At 38.4% G+C, this 24,518-nt stretch carries 22 protein-coding genes; 15 read left to right on the top strand and 7 right to left on the bottom strand.

Annotation, left to right across the window (positions count from 1 at the left end):
* Positions 1 to 7: 7 nt before the first annotated feature.
* The 3 genes from EHQ24_RS08575 (at position 8) to EHQ24_RS08565 (ending at position 4,674) form a co-directional block, all read left to right on the top strand.
* Positions 8 to 1,201 (top strand): CaiB/BaiF CoA transferase family protein, encoded by a 1,194-nt coding sequence (locus EHQ24_RS08575; RefSeq protein ID WP_135601257.1) that lies wholly within the window; start codon positions 8 to 10, stop codon positions 1,199 to 1,201.
* 75 nt (positions 1,202 to 1,276) lie between these two features.
* The gene (locus EHQ24_RS08570; protein ID WP_135601256.1) at positions 1,277 to 2,368 is read left to right on the top strand and encodes a metallophosphoesterase family protein; all 1,092 of its coding nucleotides are present in this window, start codon (positions 1,277 to 1,279) and stop codon (positions 2,366 to 2,368) included.
* Positions 2,365 to 4,674 carry an ATP-binding protein gene (locus EHQ24_RS08565; RefSeq protein WP_135601255.1) on the top strand — a complete coding sequence of 770 codons (2,310 nt, stop codon included), beginning with the start codon at positions 2,365 to 2,367 and terminating at the stop codon, positions 4,672 to 4,674. Before EHQ24_RS08570 ends, EHQ24_RS08565 begins: the two co-directional genes overlap by 4 nt.
* On the opposite strand, the gene tpx is transcribed toward EHQ24_RS08565, so the two are convergent.
* Positions 4,658 to 5,173, bottom strand: a complete 516-nt coding sequence (gene tpx, locus EHQ24_RS08560; RefSeq protein WP_135601254.1) for a thiol peroxidase — start codon at positions 5,171 to 5,173, stop codon at positions 4,658 to 4,660. The genes EHQ24_RS08565 and tpx overlap by 17 nt on opposite strands.
* Before the next feature lie 48 nt (positions 5,174 to 5,221).
* Complete coding sequence (locus EHQ24_RS08555; protein ID WP_135602410.1) at positions 5,222 to 6,343, bottom strand: LBF_2804 family protein; 1,122 nt, start codon at positions 6,341 to 6,343, stop codon at positions 5,222 to 5,224.
* A 58-nt stretch (positions 6,344 to 6,401) separates the two neighbouring features.
* Between EHQ24_RS08555 and EHQ24_RS08550 the strand changes: the two genes are divergently transcribed.
* Positions 6,402 to 7,499, top strand: a complete 1,098-nt coding sequence (locus EHQ24_RS08550) for an acyl-CoA desaturase (RefSeq protein WP_135602409.1) — start codon at positions 6,402 to 6,404, stop codon at positions 7,497 to 7,499.
* Here the strand turns inward: EHQ24_RS08550 and EHQ24_RS08545 are convergent.
* Positions 7,496 to 9,322 carry a sensor histidine kinase gene (locus tag EHQ24_RS08545; protein ID WP_135602408.1) on the bottom strand — a complete coding sequence of 609 codons (1,827 nt, stop codon included), beginning with the start codon at positions 9,320 to 9,322 and terminating at the stop codon, positions 7,496 to 7,498. The two genes, EHQ24_RS08550 and EHQ24_RS08545, sit on opposite strands and share 4 nt — an antisense overlap.
* Before the next feature lie 48 nt (positions 9,323 to 9,370).
* Here EHQ24_RS08545 and rsgA point away from each other — a divergent pair, with 48 nt between their 5' ends.
* From rsgA to EHQ24_RS08525, 4 genes are all read left to right on the top strand, one after another.
* Positions 9,371 to 10,324: a ribosome small subunit-dependent GTPase A gene (gene rsgA, locus EHQ24_RS08540; protein WP_135602407.1), complete on the top strand. Its 954-nt coding sequence runs from the start codon at positions 9,371 to 9,373 to the stop codon at positions 10,322 to 10,324.
* 65 nt (positions 10,325 to 10,389) lie between these two features.
* Positions 10,390 to 11,361 (top strand): FecR family protein, encoded by a 972-nt coding sequence (locus tag EHQ24_RS08535; protein WP_135601253.1) that lies wholly within the window; start codon positions 10,390 to 10,392, stop codon positions 11,359 to 11,361.
* Positions 11,358 to 12,971, top strand: coding sequence for an LIC10124 family lipoprotein (locus EHQ24_RS08530; RefSeq protein ID WP_135601252.1), 1,614 nt, complete (start codon positions 11,358 to 11,360; stop codon positions 12,969 to 12,971). The genes EHQ24_RS08535 and EHQ24_RS08530 overlap by 4 nt, the downstream gene beginning before the upstream one ends.
* Positions 12,968 to 16,561 carry a tetratricopeptide repeat protein gene (locus EHQ24_RS08525; protein ID WP_135601251.1) on the top strand — a complete coding sequence of 1,198 codons (3,594 nt, stop codon included), beginning with the start codon at positions 12,968 to 12,970 and terminating at the stop codon, positions 16,559 to 16,561. Before EHQ24_RS08530 ends, EHQ24_RS08525 begins: the two co-directional genes overlap by 4 nt.
* A 119-nt stretch (positions 16,562 to 16,680) precedes the next feature.
* On the opposite strand, the gene trmB is transcribed toward EHQ24_RS08525, so the two are convergent.
* Entirely contained in the window at positions 16,681 to 17,340 is a 660-nt protein-coding gene (gene trmB, locus EHQ24_RS08520) for a tRNA (guanine(46)-N(7))-methyltransferase TrmB (RefSeq protein ID WP_135601250.1), read from the bottom strand.
* Positions 17,341 to 17,388: 48 nt separating this feature from the next.
* Here trmB and EHQ24_RS08515 point away from each other — a divergent pair, with 48 nt between their 5' ends.
* The gene (locus EHQ24_RS08515; protein ID WP_135601249.1) at positions 17,389 to 18,336 is read left to right on the top strand and encodes an MBL fold metallo-hydrolase; all 948 of its coding nucleotides are present in this window, start codon (positions 17,389 to 17,391) and stop codon (positions 18,334 to 18,336) included.
* A 2-nt stretch (positions 18,337 to 18,338) separates the two neighbouring features.
* Here the strand turns inward: EHQ24_RS08515 and EHQ24_RS08510 are convergent, their stop codons facing one another.
* On the bottom strand, positions 18,339 to 19,373 hold the full coding sequence (locus EHQ24_RS08510; RefSeq protein WP_135602406.1) for a hypothetical protein: 1,035 nt from the start codon (positions 19,371 to 19,373) through the stop codon (positions 18,339 to 18,341).
* A 56-nt stretch (positions 19,374 to 19,429) separates the two neighbouring features.
* The gene (locus EHQ24_RS08505; RefSeq protein ID WP_135601248.1) at positions 19,430 to 19,804 is read right to left on the bottom strand and encodes an LIC_13246 family protein; all 375 of its coding nucleotides are present in this window, start codon (positions 19,802 to 19,804) and stop codon (positions 19,430 to 19,432) included.
* A 21-nt stretch (positions 19,805 to 19,825) separates the two neighbouring features.
* Here EHQ24_RS08505 and EHQ24_RS08500 point away from each other — a divergent pair, with 21 nt between their 5' ends.
* The 6 genes from EHQ24_RS08500 (at position 19,826) to EHQ24_RS08490 (ending at position 23,627) form a co-directional block, all read left to right on the top strand.
* Complete coding sequence (locus EHQ24_RS08500) at positions 19,826 to 20,449, top strand: hypothetical protein (RefSeq protein ID WP_135601247.1); 624 nt, start codon at positions 19,826 to 19,828, stop codon at positions 20,447 to 20,449.
* Positions 20,450 to 20,496: 47 nt separating this feature from the next.
* The gene (locus EHQ24_RS08495) at positions 20,497 to 21,708 is read left to right on the top strand and encodes an NADP-dependent isocitrate dehydrogenase (protein WP_135601246.1); all 1,212 of its coding nucleotides are present in this window, start codon (positions 20,497 to 20,499) and stop codon (positions 21,706 to 21,708) included.
* A 156-nt stretch (positions 21,709 to 21,864) separates the two neighbouring features.
* Positions 21,865 to 22,017 carry a hypothetical protein gene (locus EHQ24_RS19235; protein ID WP_167483068.1) on the top strand — a complete coding sequence of 51 codons (153 nt, stop codon included), beginning with the start codon at positions 21,865 to 21,867 and terminating at the stop codon, positions 22,015 to 22,017.
* Positions 22,018 to 22,065: 48 nt separating this feature from the next.
* Positions 22,066 to 22,221 carry a hypothetical protein gene (locus EHQ24_RS19230; protein ID WP_167483067.1) on the top strand — a complete coding sequence of 52 codons (156 nt, stop codon included), beginning with the start codon at positions 22,066 to 22,068 and terminating at the stop codon, positions 22,219 to 22,221.
* 16 nt (positions 22,222 to 22,237) lie between these two features.
* Positions 22,238 to 22,372: a hypothetical protein gene (locus EHQ24_RS19400; protein ID WP_279633553.1), complete on the top strand. Its 135-nt coding sequence runs from the start codon at positions 22,238 to 22,240 to the stop codon at positions 22,370 to 22,372.
* 4 nt (positions 22,373 to 22,376) lie between these two features.
* Positions 22,377 to 23,627: an adenylate/guanylate cyclase domain-containing protein gene (locus EHQ24_RS08490; RefSeq protein WP_135601245.1), complete on the top strand. Its 1,251-nt coding sequence runs from the start codon at positions 22,377 to 22,379 to the stop codon at positions 23,625 to 23,627.
* Between the two features lie 29 nt (positions 23,628 to 23,656).
* Here EHQ24_RS08490 and EHQ24_RS08485 read toward each other — a convergent pair whose 3' ends face one another.
* Complete coding sequence (locus EHQ24_RS08485) at positions 23,657 to 24,496, bottom strand: hypothetical protein (protein WP_135601244.1); 840 nt, start codon at positions 24,494 to 24,496, stop codon at positions 23,657 to 23,659.
* Positions 24,497 to 24,518 lie beyond the last annotated feature (22 nt).

Here is a 24,518-nt window from a genome sequence, read left to right as displayed (position 1 = left end):
AAACAAAATGAGCCAAAATCAAAACCAACCATCCAAAGGACCACTTGCTGGTGTAAAAGTTGTCGACTTATCTTTACTCCTTCCGGGCCCACTCTGTTCGCAACACTTAGCGGATATGGGAGCAGAAGTCATCAAAATTGAAAACCCAAGAGCTTATGATGGGTCTCGTGCCATGTTCAAAGGCAAAACAGGATATCCCGCTTTGTACATGATGTTGAATCGAAATAAAAAAGCGATCACACTGAATCTAAAACGAGAACAAGCCAAAGATATTCTTTTTAAACTTTTAGAAGATGCAGACATTTTACTAGAAGGTTTCCGTCCTGATGGAATGGATAAGATGGGAATTGGTTATGATGTTTTAAAAGAAAAATTTCCTAAGTTGATTTACTGTGGAATTTCTGGCTACGGTATCTCGGGAAAATACGTAGACTTTGCGGGACACGATTTGAACTACTTAGCCATCTCTGGTGTACTTGACCAAACGGGAAATCCACCAAGACCTGCTGGTTTTCAAATGGCAGATGTGGGAGGAGGGACACTGACTGCTCTTTCTGCGATCCTTGCCGCTCTTTATTATAGAGAAAAAACAGGGAAAGGACAAAGGATTGATATCTCCATGACGGATGCATCTCTCCAATTTCTTTCGTTATACGGTGGTATCTTGTCTTCTTCGGAAAAATCTCCTGAAGCAGGGAATGATATTCTATCTGGTAAATTACCAAACTATAATGTTTATGAAACGAAAGAAGGAAGGTATGTAGCACTTGGTGCCTTAGAAGATATGTTCTTCCAAACTTTTTTACGGGCAGCAGGAATGGAAAACTTAACCAAAGACCATCCGATGAACGAAGAAAACATTCCGCTCATTAAACAAAAGTTAACCGATTATTTTAAGTCCAAAACCTATTCTGATTTACAACCAATCTTTGACAATACGGATGCTTGTCTTTCTCCTATTCTCAATATGAAGGAAGTTTCAGAAGATCCACATATGAAAGATCGCGGTATGGTCATAGAAAGAAACCATCCGAAATACGGTCCAATTTTACAATTTGGATCTCCGTTTCATTTTTCAGAAACCCCATTTGTTTACAGAAACGACCCGCCAGAACATGGGGAACATACAGAAGAGATTTTGGCTGGTTTGGGCTTTCCAAAAGATAAAATTGCGGAGTTTAAAAAAGACCGGCTGATTTAAGAGCTCCCTTGCTTTTTTTTCGTAATTTCTTTATTTTGTCCCAGGGGGGAGGTAAACTCTCCCTTAAGCTACAATATGAAGTTATTACAAGTTTCAGACCTCCACCTTTCTAAAAATTCCCCGGAAGAACAGAATTATTCACTTTCCGTATTACGAGAAATCCTCCAAACAGCAGAGTCTACCAAATGTGATCGTATCCTATTTTGTGGAGATCTTTTTAATACCTTTCCTGATTTAGAAGCACTGCGTTCTGAATTTTTAAAAGAAATATCTTCCTATTCAGGAATCATTTATTTCCTTCCTGGGAATCATGAAATTTTAGAGAAAAAAGGAAAAAACAACCGTTATGCGGATTATGATTGGTCTTCAAAGGTAAAAGTTTTAGACACCACACCTTATTTTTTATTTGAAGATAGCGGAATTGAATTTTTATCCATCCCTCACCAAGAAAACTATTCTGAACTTTTACTTTCTCCTCCACCTGCAAAAAAAACAAAACTTCGGATCGGACTCGCACACGGAACCGTTTCTGGAATGAGTTTTACGGGACTAAGTGAGGAAGAGGAAGAAGGAGGATCATACTTAGATCCCAATTTAATTCAAAGTTTAGGTATGGATTATCTTGCCATTGGACATTTACACCGTGCACGAAAAGGTACTGTTGGAAATTGTGAGGTTGGTTATGCGGGATCATCTCGTGTTTGGAGAAAAGGAGAGTCTGGAAAAAGAGGCGGGTTTTTTATCCATGTAGAAGGAAGTACAATTCGTACGGAATCTGTTTATTGGAAATCTGCTGGTGAATATAGAGAAATTTTAGTGTCCTTGGATACAGAAGGAAAACCGGAAGAGAGTATAGAAACATATCTAAAAGAATCAAGTCCACAAGATTGGATTGTATTTCGTTTCCTTGGTTATGTAGATTCGATGACAGAAAAACAAAAATTCCAGGAAACAGCCCTTCGCGATTGGAAATCTAAATTCCGAATTTTGGAATTTGATCCCGATGAATCACAAATCACTGTCATCCAACACCTTTCTGAAAATGAATTTGTGAAACAATTCCTTGATAAGATGAATGAAAGAAAAGAACAAATGGATCCTATTCTTTGGAAACACACAAGAGTCACCGGGATTCGATTGATCTTAGAAGGTAAAAAAAACCGATGAAATTAAAAATAGAAAACTTCGGAATTTTTTCTAAAAAAGAATTTCCAATCGATAGAGTGACCGTGTTTACAGGTCCCAATGAATCGGGAAAAACAACCATCTTAGATGCGTTAGTATCTGCACTTGTGAAAGTGGTTGGAACCACAAAATTTGGCGCTACTTTGAGTTCTCGATACAAATCCGATAGAAATTCCGATTTAGGGATTTCGAAACTCAGTTTATCACCCAATTTGTTTTTGAATTCCCTTGTGATTCGGGAAGGAAATATGGATGTGGGATCCGAAAAAGAACTGGTCACTGCCATCGAACAAACAATATTTGATAGTGGTTATAACCCTTCCCAATTAAAAGAACAAGTCGAACAACTCCTTGCAAAAACAGGAAATAGAAAGTCAGCCAAAGACTGGAATTTGGCTTTATCTGAATTAAATACCGCCAAACAAAAATTTGACGAATCAGAAATGTCCCTAAATAAAATTTCAGCCCAATTTATTGATTTACCTCAACTGGAAATACAACGCCAAAAATTAAAACTTGAATTAGTGAATGCCAATACGGAACAAAACAAATTGCAATCCGAGTTGTCTGAACTAAAAGAAACCGAACAACATAACGAGGCCGATCGATTGTACGGCCAGCTATTACAATGGGAAACGTTAGAATCTGGTTCCAAACAAGAAGAGAAAATCCTAAAATCAGGTTGGGATCAAAAATCCAAAGAGTTGGATGGAGAAATCAAATCACTCGAACAAAAACGAAGTTTATCGAAAGAAAGACTCACTAATTTAGAGATAAAATTAGAATCGTCTTCCGCTCAAAAAAAACAAATCGAACAAAAATCTAAAAAATTAGAATCCTATTTTGAATTTTTTGAAACATGGAAACAAACAGTGAGAAAGTTTCAGGAAGAATCTCCTGTGATTCAAAAAACCATTTGGAATCCATTGTACAGAAGTTTGGCGGGCGGATTCGGTGTTCTCGGAATTTTTTCTTTGATTTTTTCTATATTTTCAGGACTGGATGGTTGGATTTATATTCTTCCCATTTTGTTTTTGGGTGTTGGTTTGTTTTTTCTCTTCCGAGCCAAAGAAATCAAACTTGAAAAAGATGAACCCAAATGGAATGAAATGGTCCACCGCATTGTAAGGGAGATGGAAACAAAAACTTTGGGTGAGTGGAAACCAGAATCCATAACAATGGATTCCTTGTCTTTATGTTTCCAAAGGTATGAAAGAGAATACACAAAACAAAAATTGGAATCAGAAGGTTTTGGTTCTAATTTGTCTTCTATGGAAGAAGAAATCACTCGGCTTCGATTAGAAGATAAAAAAATGAGTGAAACTATTTTGGAAAAAGAGAAGGAGCTTGCAGGTATTTGGCGAGAGGCGGCAGTCCAGTCATTATCCGAACTTTCAGAACTATATGTTCAAATACGATTGAAACAAGAAAAACTAAAAACCCTAACGGAATCCTTAAAAACCGAATCCAAAAAATGGGGAACCACCGATTTAGGCGAACTCAAACTCAAACTAAAAGAAAAAGTATCAGACCTAGAGAAAAAAGGAATTTCCAAAACTTTTTCATCTGAAGATAGAACTAACAAACAAAGATTAGAAAATAAAATCCAAATTCTTTCAGACAAAATCCGCGAACTAGAACGAAGTATTGTAGAACTGGAAAAAAAGTTAGATACGGGAAAGGCTGTTTTGGAATCACAAATGGTTCCTGCCCAAAAAGAATGGGAAACAAACAAACGTAACTTAGAACTTAAAGAAAAATGGAAAAATGATTTAGAAAGAAACTTTCAAAGTTTGGAGGTGTTGTCCGAAATATTTTCTGAGATGCAAGGTGAAAGTACGGACAAAATGTCCTCTCTTGTTAAATCTTTACAAACAAGAATGGATGCAATCAAAGGAATACGTCCCACAAAACAAATCCAGTGGAATGGATTCTCCGACGAAATCCAAATCACTACAGATTCTTCTAGTGACAGTTTTCTTTTTCAAAACCTATCCACAGGAACCAAAGAACAAATTTCTTATGTTCTACGTTTGGAATATGCCTTCCGCATTGGAAAACAATTCAATTTGCCTTTTTTACTTTTGGACGAACCCTTTCGACATATGGATGTGGAACGTCGTGACTCCGCTCTCAGTTACACTTTACAATGTATCGCTAATGCAGAAGAAGATTGGAAGGTTGTGTTTTTTAGTTTTGATGAAGGTTTGGTGGCAAAGATAAAAGATCTGGCAGATGGTTTCAACCTACCCTGCCAAATCCATGAGTTGACTAAACGAGTTTCTTAGCTTCCGCAAGAACTGTATCGTAATTAGGTTCGCTACCTATTTCCGGTACGAGTTCTGTATATCTTACGATATCGTCTTTATCTACAACAAAAACGGCACGAGCAGAAAGACCGGCAAGTGGACCCGCAGCAATATGAGTTCCGTAATTTTTGGAAAAAGAAAAATCTTTAAACTGAGAACCTGTGATTAAGTTTTCAGAATCAATTCCTTCTGTAGAACAAAAACGTTTCATTGCAAAAGGAAGGTCACCAGAAATAATGAGAGTGGTGATTCCATTTTCTTTGGCTGCTTTTTCATTGAACTTTTTAGTTTCGAGGGCACAAACTGCCGTATCCAAACTGGGAACTGCAACGAGAATTTTTACCTTTCCAGATAAGTCTTTGAGTGTTAAGTCACCTAGATCTTGTTTTGCGACTCGGAAATCAGGAGCTTTGTCCCCTGGTTGCGGAATGTTTCCTTCTAGGGGAACGGGATTTCCTTTGAGAGTTACTTGGGCCATGATAATCTCCTTTGTATTTAGATTAATTCTAGTTTTTCAACGAACGGATTAGTCGGGAAGGATTTTTTCCATCCAAAGTAAAGATTCTGATAGTTCTCCTTTCTGAATGGTTACAGTCAAATGACGAACCCGATCCAAAAGCCAGGAAGGAGAAATTTCTGTGATCTCCCGAAATGCTTCTAACTCTTCTTTATTTAAGGATCCATCAAAAGAAGAACAAAGTGCAAAGATGGTAATTGGCCACTTTCTTTCTTCCATAGTTAATCTTTGAAAGGATGTGACAAATTCTGTCCAATCGTCTAAGTTTGTTAGTTTATCTCTATTTGGTAGCAGGCCTATCAACCGAAAGAGCAAATATTCAAAGTTAGGATGAAAGGTTTTTGTGAATACAATCGCAATGGCTACTGCACGAACGGTAGACTCTGTGAGTTGGTGGCTACGGTCGAACAGCTTAAATCTATGTAAGATAGCATCCGATAGTTTTCTAGTTATGATTCGTTTTCGTAGTTCAAACAATATCAAATACGTTGTCACACTATCCCAAAGCCCAGTGATTGGCCCAGATATGTATTCAATCAGAAACCTAAGTCCTGTCCTGCCCAAAAATACCTTTAATAGGAGTTTGGCTATGATATTGGAAAGGAAAACCTTACTTTTATATAAAATAGTCCGAAAAAATAATGCTCTTTCATTTAGATGTTTATAAGGATCAATTCCATACAATCGAATTCGTGGATCGGGAATTTCTAAAACCAACCTAGCCATCATTCCTGGAATGGGGGTGATGAGTTCTGGTTCTTCCGCAAGTTCAATGTCTGCATACTCTGCCATTCGAAACGAAAGAAAAAATCCCAATCGAAAGAGGAGATAAAATTCAACGATGGTTACAAATCCCAAAAGAAAAATAAATTCAGAAAGGCTAATGTAAGTTATGTGAGGTAGAGGCCAAATTTGGACTGAAGGTAATTCGGCCGCAAGGGCAACAAAGGCCACAGAGGGTAAAAATCCAATCCAAAAAGACCAAAAAATCCCCCAAAAGATAAGGGTTTTTGAATGAGAGGCAAAAATTTTTCCTGAGTCCTTAGGTTTTTTGGAACCAGTGCCTATGGAAATAAGAACCCGTCTTCCCCACTTTTCTAAAAAACCCGGTTTGTAACGTTCTGTACTCATTTTTTTTGCAACCAGAATCCTTACCGAGGACTCCCACACCATGAAACAGGAATTCTCTATGACGACACAAGCTGAAATCAAAACGCAAGCCCCCATAGATTGGGTAACGATGGTATTTTTACTCACTTCTCCTTTGGTAGGAATCTTTGGAACTCTCTACCTTTACCTTTATGCTTCCATTCACTTAGCCACTTGGGCCTTATTTGTATTTTATTTCTTTGCTACCGGAATGGGGATTACCGTTGGATACCATAGACTTTTTTCACACAAAGCTTATGAAGCAAAATCTCCCATCAAACTTCTGTTACTTCTATTTGGTGCAGCAGCCTTCCAATCCACTGCTCTCGAATGGAGTGAAGACCACCGCATCCACCATCGATTTGTAGACACTGACAAAGATCCATATTCCATTAATAAAGGATTTTGGTATGCCCATATTGGTTGGTTGTTTCGCAAACGTAAGTATGTGCAAAATGGGGTTCAAGATTTGGCAAATGACCCTTTGGTTCTTTGGCAACATAAACATTTTTATTCTATTTCTATCTTTATGTGTTTTTTCCTTCCTGGACTTATTACTATGTTCTGGGGTTCTTTTTTAGAAGGGTTTTTTGTCGCGGGTTTCCTTCGACTTTTTGTGGTTCACCAGTTTACTTTTTTTATCAACAGCGCTTGCCATGTATGGGGAGAACGAACTTTTTCTAAAGAACAAACTGCAAGAGACAATTGGATCATCGCCTTTTTTACGTTTGGTGAAGGGTTTCATAACTTCCATCACGAGTTCCAAGCAGATTACCGAAACGGGATTCGTTGGTTTGATTATGATCCATCCAAGTGGATGATCAAAGGACTTTCTTATTTTGGTCTTACTTATAATTTAAAAAAAGTTTCAGAAGAAAAAATCCTACAAAAAACAATGTATCTAAAGGAAAAAGAAACATTAAACCAACATACAAATTTGGAAGAATCCAGACTTCGCCATTGGGAAGAACAACTCGCCAATCTTCGCGAAACTACTTTACAAGAATTTCAAAATTGGACAAAGGCAAAACAAACTGCGAATGCCGAAGAAGCTGGTGTATTCCGAAAGAACTTTGAAAAAACTAAAGAAAGTTGGGAAAAACTACTAAACCAACCAGGAAACCCACTTTTTTCTTAACCACGAATTTCCCGAAAGATTTCTTTTGGGATACTCGGAACATCTCCAGGGCCAACTAACGGTAAATAAACCATAAACCTAGTTTTTCCTGGAGTGGATTCCACTTCAATCCTTCCTTTATGTTTTTCAATGATCCCTTTCACAATCCCAAGTCCAAGCCCTGTACCTTCTCCTTGGTCTTTCGTTGTAAAAAACGGATCCCAAATTTTATCTTTGATTTCGGTTGGAATTCCCGATCCATTGTCTTCAAAACTAATCAAAACAAAATCTTCTCCAATCATACGAGAAGAGATGGTGAGTTTGGGATGTTCCACTGTTTTCATCGCATGGATCGCATTCGTAATGAGGTTTGTCCAAACCTGATTCAGTTCATCGATATTACAACGAACCGTTGGGATGGTTCCATAAGCCCTTTCAATTTCCACCCCATGTTTGATTTGGTTTTGCATGATCACGAGAGTATTTTCTAATCCTTCGTGAAGGTCTGATTCCGAATAAGAGGCTTGGCCTAAGTGTGAATAGTATTTGAGCGCTTTGACAATACGAACAATATTACGAATTGCATATTTGATGTTTTTAATATTTCGTTGTAAGCTTAAGGTATTCTTTAACATCTCGAAGGTTTCTTTCCCTCCGACTTTCCAAATACGAATGAGTTCTTCCTGCATATGCAAAAGATGATGGTCGATGAGAAAAGTAGCTAAATCGGTCGCATCATTTTCTGGAATCCCATCTTGGATGAATTTATGTTTGGTTTCTTTTTTGAGTTTGAATTTATCTTTAGGATCAATTTTTGCTGCTGGGTCTTCTTTCACAAAACTAAAAAGAATGTCCAAATATATGGAACGAAAATCGGGGTTTTGGATGAGGTAAGTGATATCTCCCAAATGAGATAATACAAAAACTAAATTGGCATCCAAATTATCAGCAGATCCGTTGATGACTGCCGCAGGAGTGTTGATTTCATGAGCAATCCCCGCCACCATCACCCCGAGTGAAGCCATTTTTTCAGACTGCACCAAATGGGCTTGGGTCTCTTCTAATTCTTTGGTTCGTTCTCTTACCTTTGCTTCCAACGTTTCTGTTAAGTTTAAAAGCTGTTGGTAGATCATTGAATTGGATAAAGACATGAGAGAAACAGAAAGTATTTCTAAAATGATTTCGATTTCTTCGATATCATATACTTTACCTTCTTTGTGTTTCCCAAGCAAAATAAAACCAACAAGGCTTGATTTGATAGAAAGGGTAGCAACCAATTCTGATTTTGTTTCTGTAAAAAAGTCTAATGCTTGTTTGGCTATTTTTTCATGATGAGTGGATGCAAATTGAATGAAGTTTTCTTTGATATGGATTCCTTCGCGTTCGGACAACCAAAGGAGAAATGGATTGAATACAGGAAGGGAAGGTAAACCGGAGAACTTCTGATCTAATGATTCTAAAAATGGTCTCGGGCGGAATTGTCCTTCTCTTTCGTCCCAAGTATAAACTTGAACAAATTCTGCAGGGATTTTGGAAGCAAGGAACTGGCTTATGGTTTCGCTGATTTTGTCTGGGTCATTGAAGGAGATTAGTTCTTCTTTGAATTTTTCCAAGGCAAAAAGGTTTTGGACAAGTTCATCTCTTTTTTTGGGTTTTTCATCCACAGCGGTTTTTGCCTGGGGAAGGTGGAATAAAAAAAGTGATAAGGTAAGAAAACCCATAAAGATGAGAAAAAATACAAAAAGGTAAGATGCCTGTAAAATGCCGAGTCCGTACGCAAAAACAAACCAACTAAAAGAAGATAGAAGAATGATACTGGAGCGAAAGAAAACTTGTATTTGCATGTCATCTATATAAAATGTAAGAACTAGATTATTTTGGTACAAATCCACTTGGGTAAAGAACTATTTACAATCGCTCGGATCTTCGGGGCCTATTACGAAATTTATTCAGAAGGGACTACCTATGCCCTCGCTGTCCTCAAAGGTAAGTTACGGTTAAAAAATTCGAACGAACGCCATCCCTTTGTTGTGGGTGATCTTGTCTTAGCTGAAAAATCTTCCGGCGAAGAGTGGGTCATTTCGGAAAAAATGGAACGTAAGAACTTCCTTTCTCGGAAAAGTGACCGTGGCGATAGTCATGTGTTATGTGCCAATTTAGACCAAGTGGCAATTCTCGCTTCTTGCAAAGATCCGGAAACCAAACCAGGATTTATTGATAGGTTACTTGCTGCCTCCTACCAAACAGAAATTCCTCCTCTCATCATTTTCACTAAAAAGGATTTGGTTTCCCCAGAAGAAATCGAAGACCGCGAAGTTTACTATAGAGAGTTAGGTTATGAAGTGATGAGTGTCTCACTTCTTTCAGAAGAATCCATCCAACCTTTGTGGGAAAGGATCCGTGGGAAACGAACTTTCCTTTGTGGAAATTCCGGAGTGGGGAAGTCGACTCTCATGAACCATCTTCATAAAAAGACAGTACAAAGGACAAACCTCGTCAGTGGGTCTACCAAAAAGGGAAAACACACCACCACAAATTCATTTGCTCTATTTTTGGAGGAAAACACTGTCCTCATCGATTCGCCAGGGGTCAAAGAATGGGGCATCCTACACCTGACACCTGTTGAACTTTGGGAGAGTTTTCCCGAATTACGAAAGATCAAGGAAACTTGTAAGGAAATTTATTGCTGTGAACTGGGTTCTGAGTGTCCAATGCGAAAACACGTGAACGAAACCATGGATGAAACCAGAAAAAAAAGCTTAGAATCCATGATCGAGAGCCTAGAAAACCCCTATCGTGTGACAAGACGGGACCATTGGTCAAAAGCTGTCACAAAAAGGTATTAGGGAAAAGAGTTGCCAAGCACTCAGTTGTTATCTATTCTTAGAATGGTATTTCCGGAGGAAGGAATATGAAACTTACAATAATCAATCGATTGACAGCACTAGGATTTGTGGCGGTTTTTGCCATAGTTTTAGCTGCTTGCCAAAAAGATTCTAAGGAATCTGTAACTCCTGTTACAGAAAATTCTGCGAAGGAAAGTAATGTAGTTGTTGCCTTTGTAAAAGGTGATGTGGTTGTAATCCGCGAAAGTGGACAAGTCAAACCAAACTTAGGTGATGTATTAACTTCCAAAGATACCATCGTAACCGGCCAAAACGGTTCCGTGGAAATCCTTGTGGGTGAAGACGGAGTGCTTAAGTTAAACAAAAATACTTCTCTTAGTGTCAGCCAAGCATTTGCCGCAAACGACGGATCACGTGAAACAGAAGTGAATATGCAATACGGAAAACTTGTGACAGTTCTTCGTAAAGAAAGAAAAACAGAATCTTTCAATGTTGTGACTCCCACTTCCATTGCGGGTGTTCGCGGAACTATCTTTCTTACCAATGTTGAAAATCCATCGGCAAAAGGTGGAAACGTAGCTTGTGGGTCAGGAAATTGTGTAGTTAAATATACAGTACTTGATGGTGCTGTTGCCATTCGCAAAGCAAACTCAGAAAACGAAATCGTAGTCGACAAACAGAAAACAGCTGAAGTCGGAAACGAAACTAAACTTTCTGACAAAATGATCAAACCAATGGACAAACAATCTCTCTCAGAGATGAAAGAAATGTTGGCTTTTGAAAACACCAAGATGTTACAGTTTGAATCTCTTGCAAATGAACTAAAGACCAACAACGAAGAACTTCAAAAACTAAACATTGGATCTTCTGTAGAAGAATTGGAAAAAGCAGCAAAATCTCGTGAGATTACTAAATCAAAATCTGATGAAGTCATCACAACTGCTAAGTCTATAGAAGATTCTAAATACATCAAAAAAGATGTTCAAAAAGATTCCTTAAAATTAGCACCTAAAGAGAGTTTTGATAAGACGAAATGAGATATGTTTATTTACCGGTCCTTTGTTTTTTAGTCGGTTATTGTTCTTCGGTCTCAAAGATCGAAACACTGAATCGAAGTTTTACAAAACCTAAGTTCATCACCCCTGAACCGGGTGAGTCGGAACCCCTTCCTTCGGGCAGAGATTACAAAGAACGACTGGTAAATAAATCCACTCCTCATTTCTCACTCCTCTGGAAACAAGTTCCGGAGGAGTTTTCTAAATCTGATTTATTATTACTGGAAGAGAAAGTTCTTTTCCCCCACAACAAACTCGGCCTTTACAAAAAAGCACCCAAAGATCCAGATCCGAAATTTTCGGAAAGCTCTGACTTAGATTTAGTCTTAGAGTTATCTCTCACTCGAAACGCCGAACGGCATTCGATTGAAGTTCAATACAAAGATCCAGTATTGTCACAAAACTTTGGTAAGGCGATTTTCGTTTTCCAAGAAGAAAAAGAACCTACTGTTAAATCCGTAAAATCCTTTGATGTATTTCATGGCAAAAGGCAACTCCAACCATTGACGGGAAGTGTTCCTTCTTACTTTGCCGAAGTTTCTTCTCCATCAGAAGATGACCTCCGCTCTTATTTTACTTCTTCCTTACGAGGAAATGTTTCCGTATTTTCTACTTCGCCTGGCACCACCATCTATCTAGACGGCGTGGAAGTGGGCAAAGCACCTTTGCTTTCTTACCAACTCATTAACGGGAAACATACGCTTTCCTTTGCAAAACCTGGCAAAGACCCCGTGAAACGAAATATTCTGATTCGTGCAGGAAAAACCACACGTGTGTTCCAAGAATGGAGTGATGACATTTCTCAAGGAACCATTGTCATTTCTAGTTTTCCTCCAGGCCTCGACATCGTCGTAGATGGTCAGAAAAAAGGAAAAACACAATATGCGGAATCGGGTGTCCCTTACGGAAGTTATCCGATCCAATTCATCCGTACAAAAAATGATTCTAACTTTGAATATGCGAAAGCTGGAATCAAAATTCGACCGAAACAAATTACATCCATTGCTTTGCCAATCTCTCTGGAAGATGGAGTGGGTTGGGAGTCCGAAGAATTTTGGAACCTCACATCGGCATCACCGAATTTTTCGGCTACTTTTCCCGGTAAACTTACCTTTGCAAAAAATAAAGACCTTCCTACTGGTTGGTATGGAGTGTATTCCGAAGACTTAATTCCAGATTATTTGGAAGCAGAACTTGTGTTAGATCTTGTGAAGGATTTAAACGGTGCTGTTGGCCTGTCTTTTGCTGACCACAATCAAAATGCCATTTTAGTTTATGTGGATAAAACAGACTTCCATATCATCAAATTTTCTTCGGAAGAAAAGGAAGCACCGGTTCGTTCTTCTTACCGTTGGGACAAAGAAGATGAACTAAAAGGAAGAACCGTCAAACTTTCAACAGATATCGAAAAAAAAATGATTCGATTGTCTTTAGGAAATAAAACTGTAGAAGAACTTCCATGGAATTTTGAAACTTTTTGGAATATAGGAGTTTTAACTCCACATAACAGTCCTGTTACGGGCACACCCCTTCGCGGTGTAAAAATACGATATCCTGATATGGTTAAGTTTGAGGAAAGGCTCCAAAAATGAGACAACTTAGTTATTTATTCATCTCCTTCGTTTTATTTGTTGGTTGCCAGTCCCGAGATTTTAAACCAGTCACTGTCAAAGATCCCGTTGTAGAAAAATCCGATGTTTCGGATCGCCAAAAAATTGAAGAAGCTAGGGCTCTTGTTGCAGAAGGTAGTAACGAATTCCAAAAAGGAAACATGGATTCAGCTTTAGAAAAAGCAAAAACATCCATCCAAACATTTGAGTTAATTGACGGTTATTCTCTTCTTGGTTCTTCCTACTACCAGTTAGGTGAATATGAAAATGCAAAACTTGCTTATGAAAAAGGCAAAAACTTAGACCCAAAAAACGAAAAACTACTCATTGGACTTGGTACAGTTCAATCCACTTTAGGAGAAAACGAAGAAGCACTTTCTACTTACCAAACCTTAAGCCAACTCAAACCAGAAGAAACAATTTATACTTACAAAACTGGATTGTTATTAAAAAACCTAGGCCGTTACCAAGAGAGTCTTGTTGTCCTGAAACCATTGGAAACAAAACCAGAGTTCCCATACCCAATCGAACTTTTAAACCAGTTGGGTGATATCTGTTTAGAGTTAAAAAGATATGAGGAAGCAGAAGCTTACTTTGCTAAGGCGGAAAAACTCAATCCTGAATTAAAAACTGCCAAAGACGCGAAACTCTCTACAAAAATTGCTTCTCTCATCCAACGAGGTAACGACTTCCTAAATAAAAAGAATTATTCGGAAGCCACATCTGAATTCAAAAAAGCGACCGAACTACAACCGCAAAATGGTTCTTTGTGGTCATTTCTTGGAAATGCACAGTTACTAAATGGTAAACTGAAAGAAAGTGAAGAAAGTTTTAAAAAAGCCATATCACTCGCAGATACAAATCCCAGTGGATATGTTGGATTGTGTAATGTTTATATCCAAACCCATAATTATTCGGATTGTTTAAAAACTTCCAAACAAGCAGGCGTAAAAATTCCAAAAAATGCGGAGATCCGCAACAAACAAGGAATATGCGAATGGAAATGGGGAGAAACCAAAAAAGCCACTCTCAGTTTCCAAGACTCTGCTTCTTGGGATCCTAATTTTTTTGAACCAAAACTCAACTTAGCGTATGTGTTAATTGACTCGGGGCGATTTGATGAAGCCTTGGATGTTTTAAAAAAAGCAGAGTCTCATCCCAAGGCCAAAAAAGAAGACATTCGTAAGGCGAAAGTTTTGGCTGAATCACAAAAGTACATTGCTGATGGGGATGCCTTCCTTCGCCAAGGGAAACGAAAACAAGCCTTTGATGAATATGGCAAAGCAATGGGTGTGAATCCAGAAAATCCTGCGGTTCAAAATGCCTTTGGTCGCGGTTACTTTGCATTTGGAGAATATAAAAAATCGGAAAGTTCATTTTTAGAAGCTTACCGAATGGATGCAACAAACCCGGGCGCCTTACAGGGGCTAGCTCGTGTGTATGCAAAAACTGGTGAATCCAAAAAAGAAAAAGAATACATCAAAAAATTGGAAATCCTATCGGCGACAGATCCTTTTAGTGCCATCACACTCGGTCGAATTGCGGAAGATGCAAGCAAATGGGACGAAGCAGAATCCATTTACATGGGTCTTAAGAAAAAATTCCCAAACAATGATGCTGTCGATTACCGATTGGGAAGTTTGTATTACAAACGTGCTGTAGAAGAAAACTCCAAAGAAAATTATACGCGTGCCAATGAGTTCATCCAAAAATCTAAAAAATATACCAAAGACATTCCCGAACTACTTGAAACAGAAAAAACTGTGGCAGAGAACTCTCGTTTTGCGGAGATTTTGCCTTTTGTGAAAGAAGGAAATTCACTCTTCAATCGTAAAAAATACCTGGAAGCTGTTACTCCTTACCAAAAGGCTTATGACCGAGTTCCCAAAGCCTCTCTTCTTGTAAAAATTGCAGAATGTTACATTGAAAAAGGTGAAGAAGAAAAAGGTCTTTCCATTTTGGAAAATGCGGTTCGAACGAACAAAGAAAATGCAATTTCCTTTAAAGAAGGGATCTACTCTTTTTACTACAAAAAAGGGGAACTAAAAAAAGCTGAAGATGGGTTCCATGATATCTTAAAAGAAAAACCTGATGCTTATTACGCCTACTATATGTTAGGTTTAGTGACCATGAAACGTAAAAACTACGAGGCTGCCATTCTTGAATTTGATCGTTCCATTTTAGTGAATCCTAATTTTGCACCTAGCAACGTAGCCAAAGGTTTGGCATTCTACAAACTAAACCAAATGGACGCTGCAAAACGAGAATTTGAAAAGGCGAGAGTAAAAGATTCAGAATTTGGACTTTCTTCTTACAATTTGGCAATTGCTTACTTCAATGAAGATCTTACAAAAGAATCTAAATCCATCTTAGAATCCATTCGAAAAACAGATCCTGATTTTATGGATGGGGAAATCCAACTAGCTTACATTTATTTCAAAGAAAATAAATTAGAAGATGCCGAGAAGATCATAGATCGTGTATTAAAAGAAGAACCTTCTGCAGAAGCCTTGTTTGCCCAGTTCAGAATTTTGGATGCCAAACAAAAACAATCTCCATCCGATAAGGTCAAAACAAAACGAAACCAAGTAAAAGAGAAAATTTTACGTGAGTATGGGGAAACCAAATTTGCTAGGTTATTACCATCCGATGCTTTGGATGATGAACCACTCCATGTGACTGACCTCAATCTTTCTGGAACACCTGTTTCTACACCAATTGTATATCCAAACCGAATCATTGTGAACTATGGATCTGCCCTTGTCGGTTATGATCGAATCACAAAAGAACTTGTTTGGAAACAATACACATCCACTCCTTTCCAACTACTCGTTGCAGGTAAGGAACTTGTGGGAATTACCAATGATACGGCCACAAAAATTTATCCAGAATCGGGTAAGATGACTTTCAAAAAACAGATATTAGCTGGTTGGAAAGTAAAACAAGGATCTGCTGATGGGAATGGTTTTTTCCTTCTATTAGAAAAGGAAAAAGGCCCCGAACGTAAAATTGTTAAAACAAATCCTAATCTGGACATTACAGAAGAATGGATTGGAAACGATTTTTTAAGTTTTTCTTATACCGAAGAAGGCAAACTCATAGTCCTTCGTGATTTAAAAAAAGAATTCCAAATCCAAGTATTTGCCATTGGATCACCGAATGAAAAGGAAAAGAAAGTATCCAATCCTATTCTTAAAAAAGATACAAAAGAATCAGCGCAGATCCTCGGATGTGTTGACGATGCTTGTTTGATCCAATTAGGAAGCCAAATGTATCAAGGAACGGAAAAAGCAAAACTGAATCCACTTGGAAATACTGAATCTGTTCGCTCTGTGGTCAAAAGTCCAGAGTCATTACTCATTAATACAGAAAACACCGCTTATCTTTGGAAAGGTGGCTCGAAGTGGAAAGATTCGTATGCCATCCAAGGTGATTTTTATTATCCATTAGATGGACTTGTGGTAGAAGGAAGGTCTAAGGAACTACTTCTCATCAAAGGAAAGGAACAAACTCCTGTTCCTTGGAAGGGAGACCGGGATGGACTTCGAATCAGTACAGTAACAGTAGACTAATCTAACATTAGAGATTATAGAGGAACTGGATACAAAAGGTTTTCTCAAGTAAGAATCTCTAGTTCTTACTTGAGATGGATTTGATCTGATAAAAAGGATAAATATCCAAAGTTAGAATCTTATCTAACTTTCGTTCGGTTTAGATAGTAAATTCGTCTCCCTTCGTTTCTTTTTTCTGTTTCGAAAAAGGAAACAGGGAATCCGGGTCTTTCAAATTCATATTCTTTTTCTTCCCAAACAAATTTAGGAAATTTTCTAAACAAAGAAATGGTTCGTCTTGCATAAGGGCCGTAGTCGGTTGCAAATAACAACTTTCCACCGGGTTTCAACAAATCATAAATTTGTTCGAGCATATCGCCTTGCATGAGTCTGTTTTTGTGGTGTTTTTTCTTTGGCCAAGGATCGGGGAAGTTGATGATGATCCTGTCAAAAATTTCTTTCTCGAGTAATTCATCAAAAAACCACTGGAAGTTAACCGTCATATAACGAATATTCTCCAAACCCAGCGTTTTTCGTTGTTTTTCGGTGTGGATGATTCGGTTTACCTTTTTTTCCATCAACAAATAACCTGTTTGGCGGTCATTTGAGGCTAATTCGATGGCCACTTCCCCCCAGCCAGAGCCAAGTTCTAAAACAAAGTTTTGGATCTCTTCCGGGAAAGATTTTTTTAGGTCGATTTTTTTTCCGCGCTCTTTAGGTTGCAGGAGGTAGTCGGATCGATAGGAAGTCTTTGTAGTAAACTTCCAAAGTTTTTCTTGGATTTCTGGGCTAACTAACAAATGCATTCCTTCCGATGATGTATTGTCAGGATTTTAAAAAGGAAATAGATGAAAATAACTCTTTTTGGTGTTCGCGGTTCTCTCCCCACACCGATTTCTAAAACGGAACAACGCGAGAAAACTTTGAAGATTCTCCAAATGGCCAAAGAAGAGTGGAAGAAAAATCCGGACGGATTTTCCGAAGAGGAATTCTTAAATCATCTGCCCATCCCTCTTTCCCAGGATTTGGGAGGGAACACCACTTGTGTGTATATAGAAGGGGATGGGGGCGAAAAAGTTATTTTAGATATGGGAACGGGGCTTCGGGTTCTTGGAAACCAGCTGGCACCCCAAGCATTTAGTGGGCAAGATATGGACATTCATATCTTGGTTTCTCACACACATTGGGATCATATCCAAGGTTGGCCTTTTTTTAAACCTGGTTATTCACCATCTTGTAATATTCATTTTTACTCATGTATTGAAAATTTAGAGGAAAGATTACTTCGCCAACAACATCCGGAAAACTTTCCCGTAACCTTAGAACAAATGGCTTCAAAAAAACACTTTCACCTTTGGAAAGAGTTTGAATCTTATATGTTAGGTGGCCTTAAAATCATTCCTTTTGGGTTACGCCATCCTGGTTCTTGCACCGGATACCGGATTCGTGAAGGAAATAAAATTTTCTTATTTTGCACGGATGTGGAATATAGGGAAGAAGATCGCGAACATCTGCTCAAAATGAAACCACAAATTGCCGGTGCAGATCTCATCATCATTGATGCGCAGTATAGCACTGCAGAGGCGGAAAAAAAATTGGGTTGGGGTCATACGGCTGTGAGTAAGGCGGTTGAATTTGCAGAAATGATGGAAATCCGTTCTGTGGTTCTCACTCACCATGAACCGGATCATACAGACCATGAAGTGGCAAGAATCATTTTGGACGAGGCTAGGTTACAAAAACCTGGTGGGATGCAGGTTCATATTGCTCACGAAGGTCAAAAGTTTATTCTTTAGATTCATTCGTTGATTAAATAATTGGAATGGTATCCCTTTCCTTCCCCTGACCAAATGGGACAGTTCATTTTGAGGTCTGCATACCAATGGATTTGGTATGGTTTTGCAAAAAACAATTGAATAAAAAATCTTAAAAACGACGAGATATTTTCCAGAGCACTCATAGTTGCAATGGGGCGAGTTCGTTTGACGAGAAGCGAACATTTCCCTTCATTGAAATACAAAATTTCTGTTTTGGGGATCGTATAACCAGAAGTAGGTTCTTTTTCCCAATCTAATACTTCTGATCTTTCCACAGTTCCTTCCAGAATCAGTTGGCCCGTGTTATCTAAGACTGCCACACGGCGAAAAAAACCACCGGGAAAATCGGATGTTCCAATAAACCCACCTGTAAAAATTCGATACCCATCTTTGGTGATGGAGCGGACGAGTTCCCAGTTTTTTGAAAATTGATAAACAGGCTCATTCGAAAGGATATGTTCCAAACCACCTATTCCCTTGATCTCCTCGGTAACTTCTTTATAACGAATGGTTCCTGTAACCTGAGAGTAAGAAAAAGGGATGTCCGCTTGGACAAATTTTCCCTCATCTTTCAACGGGTATTTTCCTTTAGAGATGGGAACTGACCCACGTCTGGGTTTGTAGTCTAATTTAATTTCCCAATCCCCATAGTTCATATAAATCGAATAAATTCCGTTTTTGTATTCCATCCAGTTTTCTCCACTCCTTTGGTAGAATTGGCCTTTTCTAAATTCATATTCATCAGAATCAAATTCTCGAGTGGAATAAAATACTGGTTGGTCTTTTGGTTTCAAAAGTAGCGATATACCGTTGTTATGTGATCCTGGGCCAAAATTACTCACGAGGAAAGTAGCAAAAAGGTTGTATTTTTCATTACGGAAAGTGAAGTTCCAGGCTTGAAGGTATCCTTCGTCTGGGTAGTGTTGGGTTTTAAAATCTTGGGCTAGTAGGTTCACACTCGGCAATGTTGCCAATATCAGACAAAGAAAAACCAACCGAAAGAATTGCCGAAACACCGGCAAATCCTAACGGGTGCTTGTAAAAGAATCAAGATTTTTCTTGGGGATTTCCTTTAAATGCTCACTTGGCTTGGGAGAGTTAAGGCATACAAATCTCCCAGACAAACGAGCGAAAACACCGGATGTTCTGTATTGCCAATTTGTTTGAGCCTTTCTCTTTCCTCAGCGATTCCGTCGATATGGATCCAGGTTTCCATTTGTTCTTCTGGTAAAATCCGACAAGCGACTTGGTATTCAAAAGATCCAATTTTTGAGAAAAAAATTTGAACTCCATCGGTTGGGGAATCAGCGAGAGTGCGACGGAAGGCAAATTGTTTGGACTTTGTTTCACCTCTCATTTCATAGTAATGGTTTAGAATTCGTAAGATATGTAAGAATTCTTCTTTTTTTGTCACAAGCTCGCGCCATTGCACTTCGGTTTCTTTCATATTAGAAGCGGTGGGGGATATATGACTTTGGTTCTTAAAAAAGGATTCGCACTTGAAAAATACTTTCCCCTATCCAGGATGAACGAAACGGGCATGGTCACGGAGATATTAGAAATATTCTGGAAAGAGAAACTCCGGTTTGCCCAATACTGTTTTGATGAATTGGCTTCTCTGGATGCCCTGGCCTTTAGCGAGAGAAGAGACAGTGGAAAATCTCCCGAATGGACTCTGGGACAGATGATTTCCTATGACCGCAATTTTAGTTTTTTCCTTCCCCTCTCACTACGAATCAGTGGATTTTTCTTTTTTACAGCTTTCAAAGACCAAGATATAGAAAGAGACATAGAGGCCATTAGAGACCGGTACACACCGCCCGCTTTCCCTTCCCATTTTTGGGAAATCCAGATCACAAAAGCCACGGACCTAAAAATCAAAGCAGCAGATCCTGTGGTGAAAGAACACTGTGAGTCTTGGAAAGAGGTTCTTGTTCGATTAGAAACAAAACTTTCTCTCATTTCCGAACGCGATGCTTATAGAAAAAGATATACATCCCTTACGGGAATTCATACCATTTCAGGAGCGATCAATAATTCGACGGAATTTTGTCACTACCAATGGAATTTACATATGGTAAATCCAACATAAACGTTTTTATGCGAATCAAAAATTGAATGAGAGTTTAGGAGAAATCAATGGGAAAAATTAAAGTAAAAACACCGCTTGTTGAGTTAGACGGCGATGAAATGACAAGAATTATCTGGAAAGAAATTAAAGATCGTTTCATCTACCCTTATTTAGACATCACTTTGGAATATTATGACTTAGGTGTTGAATACCGCGACAAAACAGATGACCAAGTCACTGTAGATTCTGCTAACGCGATCAAAAAACATGGTGTAGGTGTTAAATGTGCAACTATCACTCCAAACGCAGACCGAGTGAAAGAATACAACCTAAAACAAGAATGGAAATCACCTAACGGAACCATTCGTGCCATCCTTGATGGAACTGTTTTCCGTAAACCAATCATCATCAAAAACATCCCAGCAGCGGTAAACTCTTGGAAAAAACCAATCGCCATTGGAAGACATGCTTACGGTGATATTTACCGTGACGTAGAAATCCTTGTGGATGGTCCAGGAAAAGTAGAACTCGTTTATACAGATGCTTCTGGAAAAGAAAAACAAAGATTACTTGTAAACGATTTTAAAGGTGCTGGTGTTGCTCTTGCGATGCACAACTTAGATGAGTCCATCAAGTCATTTGCAAAGGCATGTTTTACTTACGCGTTGTCTGAAAAAATCAGCATCTGGTTTGCAACTAAAGATACGATCTCTAAAAAATACCATGCTCGTTTCCGTGATATCTTTGATCAGATGGCGAAAGAACAAGAAGCTGCGATGAAAGCTGCTGGTATTACTTATAGTTACTACCTCATTGATGATGCGGTTGCGCAAATCATGAAAAACGAAGGTGGACAACTTTGGGCGATGATGAACTACGACGGTGACGTTATGAGTGATATGGTTGCTTCTGGTTTTGGTTCCCTTGGTCTTATGACTTCAGTTCTTGTATCTCCAGACGGAAAATACGAATACGAAGCAGCACATGGAACAGTGACACGCCACTACCGTAAATACCAAAAAGGAGAAACCACTTCTACAAACTCTGTGGCTTCTATTTTTGCTTGGACGGGAGCTCTTGCAAAACGTGGAGAACTAGATGGAACTCCAGAACTTGTAAACTTTGCAGTGAAATTGGAAGAAGCAATCATTGAAACCATCGAAGGTGGTGAGATGACAAAAGACTTACTTTCTCTTTCTACAGCAGCTACTAAAAAAGAATTGGATACTTTCCAATTTATGGAAGCTGTACAAAAACGATTGGATTCTAAACTGAAATAAGTTTGGAATCTAAAAACCCTCTGTCTTTTGGCAGAGGGTTTTTTCCTTTCTAACCAATACCTGCCGCACTCCCCGTTCTTTCCTGATTCATAAAATATTTCCTTGCAATTACAAAGATTCATTATACATTCAATTTCCGTTATAGAGGGAACTTCCATGAAACAATGTATTTACTTTTTTAGTTTTATATTTTTCTTTTTTGGTTCTCTTTCTGCAGATCCCATTTCTCCCAAAAAAGGAGATAGAGTGGAAGTGTATGATGCAAAACAAGGTAAGTTGTTTCCAGGTATGGTGGTAAAAATTGAATAGGAAGAATTTTTAATTCATTACGATGGTTATTCAGAAAGTTATGATGAAGTGGTTACGCTCGATCGAATCAAACCTATGGCAGAGATTCCCGGTGTTTCCTTTATCAAATCTGAGAAGGGTAAGTCTGTCATTGTAACGGGTAATTTAAAAACAGGATCCATTATGGATGATTTGGAATGGGCTGAGTTAAGTTCTATGGCATGATTGCCTGGGATTCGTAATGTGGAGTTTGAAGGAAACCAAATTCACTATTGAACTTCGGGCTGTTGGGAATCCATACCGCGTTTTTATTGGAGTGAGTGGGGCAAAAAATATAACCGAAGGTGACTTCGAATTAACGGTAGAAGTCAAATAGGAAAATGATCGCAGAATTTATAGAATGGTATTTGAGTGAGTCGCCTGAAATTAAATCTTCCGCCGAATTATTCGATAGAAGTATTGGTTATTTACAAAAACTAAATTTTCAAATTGTCCGAGTTAATATGGGAACACGTACACTCCACCCACAAGTGGAATCATTGTCTTATACTTGGGTTCCCAAAGAAAAATTAAAATACTTTGATGAAACAACAACTCCCTTGTTACTTTCTAAAACTACAATAGAATCAAAAAATGGATTTCTTCGGGAAGTTCGTTTCAGGTTGGGTTCTTTACAAACTTCTCAGTTCGCTGTTAGTCCCGTACAATATGTAATGTCTACCAAAAAGACGTATTATTTTGGTTATGCGGATCATACAGGAGATACGTATCCATATCCCATTTTAGAAGATTTAGCTCCATTGGGGGCAACTGGTTATTTTGCGGTTCCTATTTTTCAGAGAGGAGCTGGTTTTGCTTTTTTAAGTTTGGTTACGGACAAACCAAACGGTTGGTCAAAGGAAGAACTAGATTTTTTAGAACAAGTTCTTAAAATCATTTCATTACAATGGATGAACTTTATCCAAACCGAATTAACAGAATCTCTCCTAAGTATTTATTTAGGAAAAAGAACCGGGTCTACTGTGTATTCCGGTAAAATTTATTTAGGTGAACTAGATAATATCAAATCGGTGATTTGGTTTTCTGATATTCGTAATTATTCTGGGATGAGTGAAAAATTATCACCTCCAGAAATTATACAATTGTTAAATGATTATTTTGGACAAGCCATCCCACTGATCGAATCCCATGGGGGAGAGGTTCTGAAACTACTTGGTGATGGAATTTTAGCAGTTTTTCCTTATACTGAATCCAATAAAATTTTTGTCGGGAAAAAAGTCCTTCTCGCCGTAAGAAAGTTAGGTGAAAGTTTGTTTTTACACAACCAAACCAGGGAAATTGATGAAAAACTTCCCATCCACCATGGCGTAGGTTTACATTCCGGTGAAATTCTTTATGGTAATATTGGATCTTCGGAACGTTTGGATTTTACTGTGATTGGGGAAGCAGTCAACTTAACCAGTCGCATTGCCGGTATGTGTGGGGAATTAGGAAAAGCTGTTTTGGCATCTGAGGAACTTGCCCACCAAATACCCATTCGGTGGGAGGAATTGGGAGAACACAAACTCAAAGGAATCAGCTCCCCGCAAAAGATATTTGCCATTTCAGAACGAACAAAACGGAAGTGGTAAAATGGTCATTATAAATATAAAATTTTAACTTAGCGAACGATCACCCATTTGCCACCGATCCAACTTAAATAAAGAGGAATGGAGGCACCTTTTTTCGAAGTGATGATGGGTTCTCCTTTTGGGTCAGAGACATTCAATATTTGGTCATTACACAATAAGGTAAATTTAATTTTCTTCTTGTCTAATTTCCAAGTGGAGCCAATGGCCTTTGTCATTTCGGTGATGGATTTAATTTCGTCTGCCTCTACATAAGGATAGAAACGTACTTCAGATGTGTCTTGGGCTCGGAATTGGATCATCGAGAGTATTTTCTTAGAATCCTTAGTGTTAAGAATCTTTGTGAACTCATTTGCAAATTCAATGGCAGAAGATTCTTTTTCTTTCGAGAGAGTGATGATTTCTGCTTGTTTCCACAATTGACTTGGTGGAAGGAATGGTGGGTCAAATTCTAACTCAGTCCATTCACCTAAGTTGACTTTTGTTTCTTTCGGCCATTGGAACTGCTTCAAAAGAAGGCCTTCATCAGGAAATTGCCCTCTTTGACCTAACGCCAGTTTCACTTCTGCTTCTTGGGGTAAACTTCCATTTTCTTTTTGTTTGCCTTTGCGTTCAGTCACTCTGATTTTGATTTTGTTGTTAGCAGGTAAAATCCAGTAGTTGATGTCTGCTTGTCCTGAAGAATCCTCGTTAGAAGATCCTCCTTTTACTTCATACCCATTGGCATCGATCTCTAAATTGACCGAATAGTTTTTGTAAGTGATGATATAGTAACCTTCTTTAGGCGGAGAAGGGATGTTAGATTTTTCTTCCCCAAAAATAGACAATTGACTGATGGCAAAAATTAGAAAAAGGAACAAGATTCTTTGCATTGATGTTCTCCAACCTAAGGTA

It is taken from the genome of Leptospira noumeaensis (assembly GCF_004770765.1).
Lineage (GTDB): Bacteria > Spirochaetota > Leptospiria > Leptospirales > Leptospiraceae > Leptospira_A > Leptospira_A noumeaensis.
Note: the sequence above shows the minus strand (reverse complement) of the source record. Positions and strands in the feature narration are given on the sequence as shown.

What these genes read in the sequence shown, in the direction of transcription:
- EHQ24_RS08490 (WP_135601245.1), top strand. Translation starts at nt 22,377, where the DNA reads ATGATCGCAGAATTTATAGAATGGTATTTGAGTGAGTCGCCTGAAATT.
- EHQ24_RS08530 (WP_135601252.1), top strand. Translation starts at nt 11,358, where the DNA reads ATGAGATATGTTTATTTACCGGTCCTTTGTTTTTTAGTCGGTTATTGT.
- EHQ24_RS08505 (WP_135601248.1), bottom strand. Translation starts at nt 19,804, where the DNA reads ATGAAAGAAACCGAAGTGCAATGGCGCGAGCTTGTGACAAAAAAAGAA.
- EHQ24_RS08485 (WP_135601244.1), bottom strand. Translation starts at nt 24,496, where the DNA reads ATGCAAAGAATCTTGTTCCTTTTTCTAATTTTTGCCATCAGTCAATTG.
- EHQ24_RS08545 (WP_135602408.1), bottom strand. Translation starts at nt 9,322, where the DNA reads ATGCAAATACAAGTTTTCTTTCGCTCCAGTATCATTCTTCTATCTTCT.
- EHQ24_RS08515 (WP_135601249.1), top strand. Translation starts at nt 17,389, where the DNA reads ATGAAAATAACTCTTTTTGGTGTTCGCGGTTCTCTCCCCACACCGATT.
- EHQ24_RS08575 (WP_135601257.1), top strand. Translation starts at nt 8, where the DNA reads ATGAGCCAAAATCAAAACCAACCATCCAAAGGACCACTTGCTGGTGTA.
- EHQ24_RS19235 (WP_167483068.1), top strand. Translation starts at nt 21,865, where the DNA reads ATGAAACAATGTATTTACTTTTTTAGTTTTATATTTTTCTTTTTTGGT.
- EHQ24_RS08500 (WP_135601247.1), top strand. Translation starts at nt 19,826, where the DNA reads ATGACTTTGGTTCTTAAAAAAGGATTCGCACTTGAAAAATACTTTCCC.
- EHQ24_RS08570 (WP_135601256.1), top strand. Translation starts at nt 1,277, where the DNA reads ATGAAGTTATTACAAGTTTCAGACCTCCACCTTTCTAAAAATTCCCCG.
- tpx (WP_135601254.1), bottom strand. Translation starts at nt 5,173, where the DNA reads ATGGCCCAAGTAACTCTCAAAGGAAATCCCGTTCCCCTAGAAGGAAAC.
- EHQ24_RS19400 (WP_279633553.1), top strand. Translation starts at nt 22,238, where the DNA reads ATGTGGAGTTTGAAGGAAACCAAATTCACTATTGAACTTCGGGCTGTT.
- EHQ24_RS08535 (WP_135601253.1), top strand. Translation starts at nt 10,390, where the DNA reads ATGAAACTTACAATAATCAATCGATTGACAGCACTAGGATTTGTGGCG.
- EHQ24_RS08555 (WP_135602410.1), bottom strand. Translation starts at nt 6,343, where the DNA reads ATGAGTACAGAACGTTACAAACCGGGTTTTTTAGAAAAGTGGGGAAGA.
- EHQ24_RS08495 (WP_135601246.1), top strand. Translation starts at nt 20,497, where the DNA reads ATGGGAAAAATTAAAGTAAAAACACCGCTTGTTGAGTTAGACGGCGAT.
- EHQ24_RS08565 (WP_135601255.1), top strand. Translation starts at nt 2,365, where the DNA reads ATGAAATTAAAAATAGAAAACTTCGGAATTTTTTCTAAAAAAGAATTT.
- EHQ24_RS08550 (WP_135602409.1), top strand. Translation starts at nt 6,402, where the DNA reads ATGACGACACAAGCTGAAATCAAAACGCAAGCCCCCATAGATTGGGTA.
- EHQ24_RS08525 (WP_135601251.1), top strand. Translation starts at nt 12,968, where the DNA reads ATGAGACAACTTAGTTATTTATTCATCTCCTTCGTTTTATTTGTTGGT.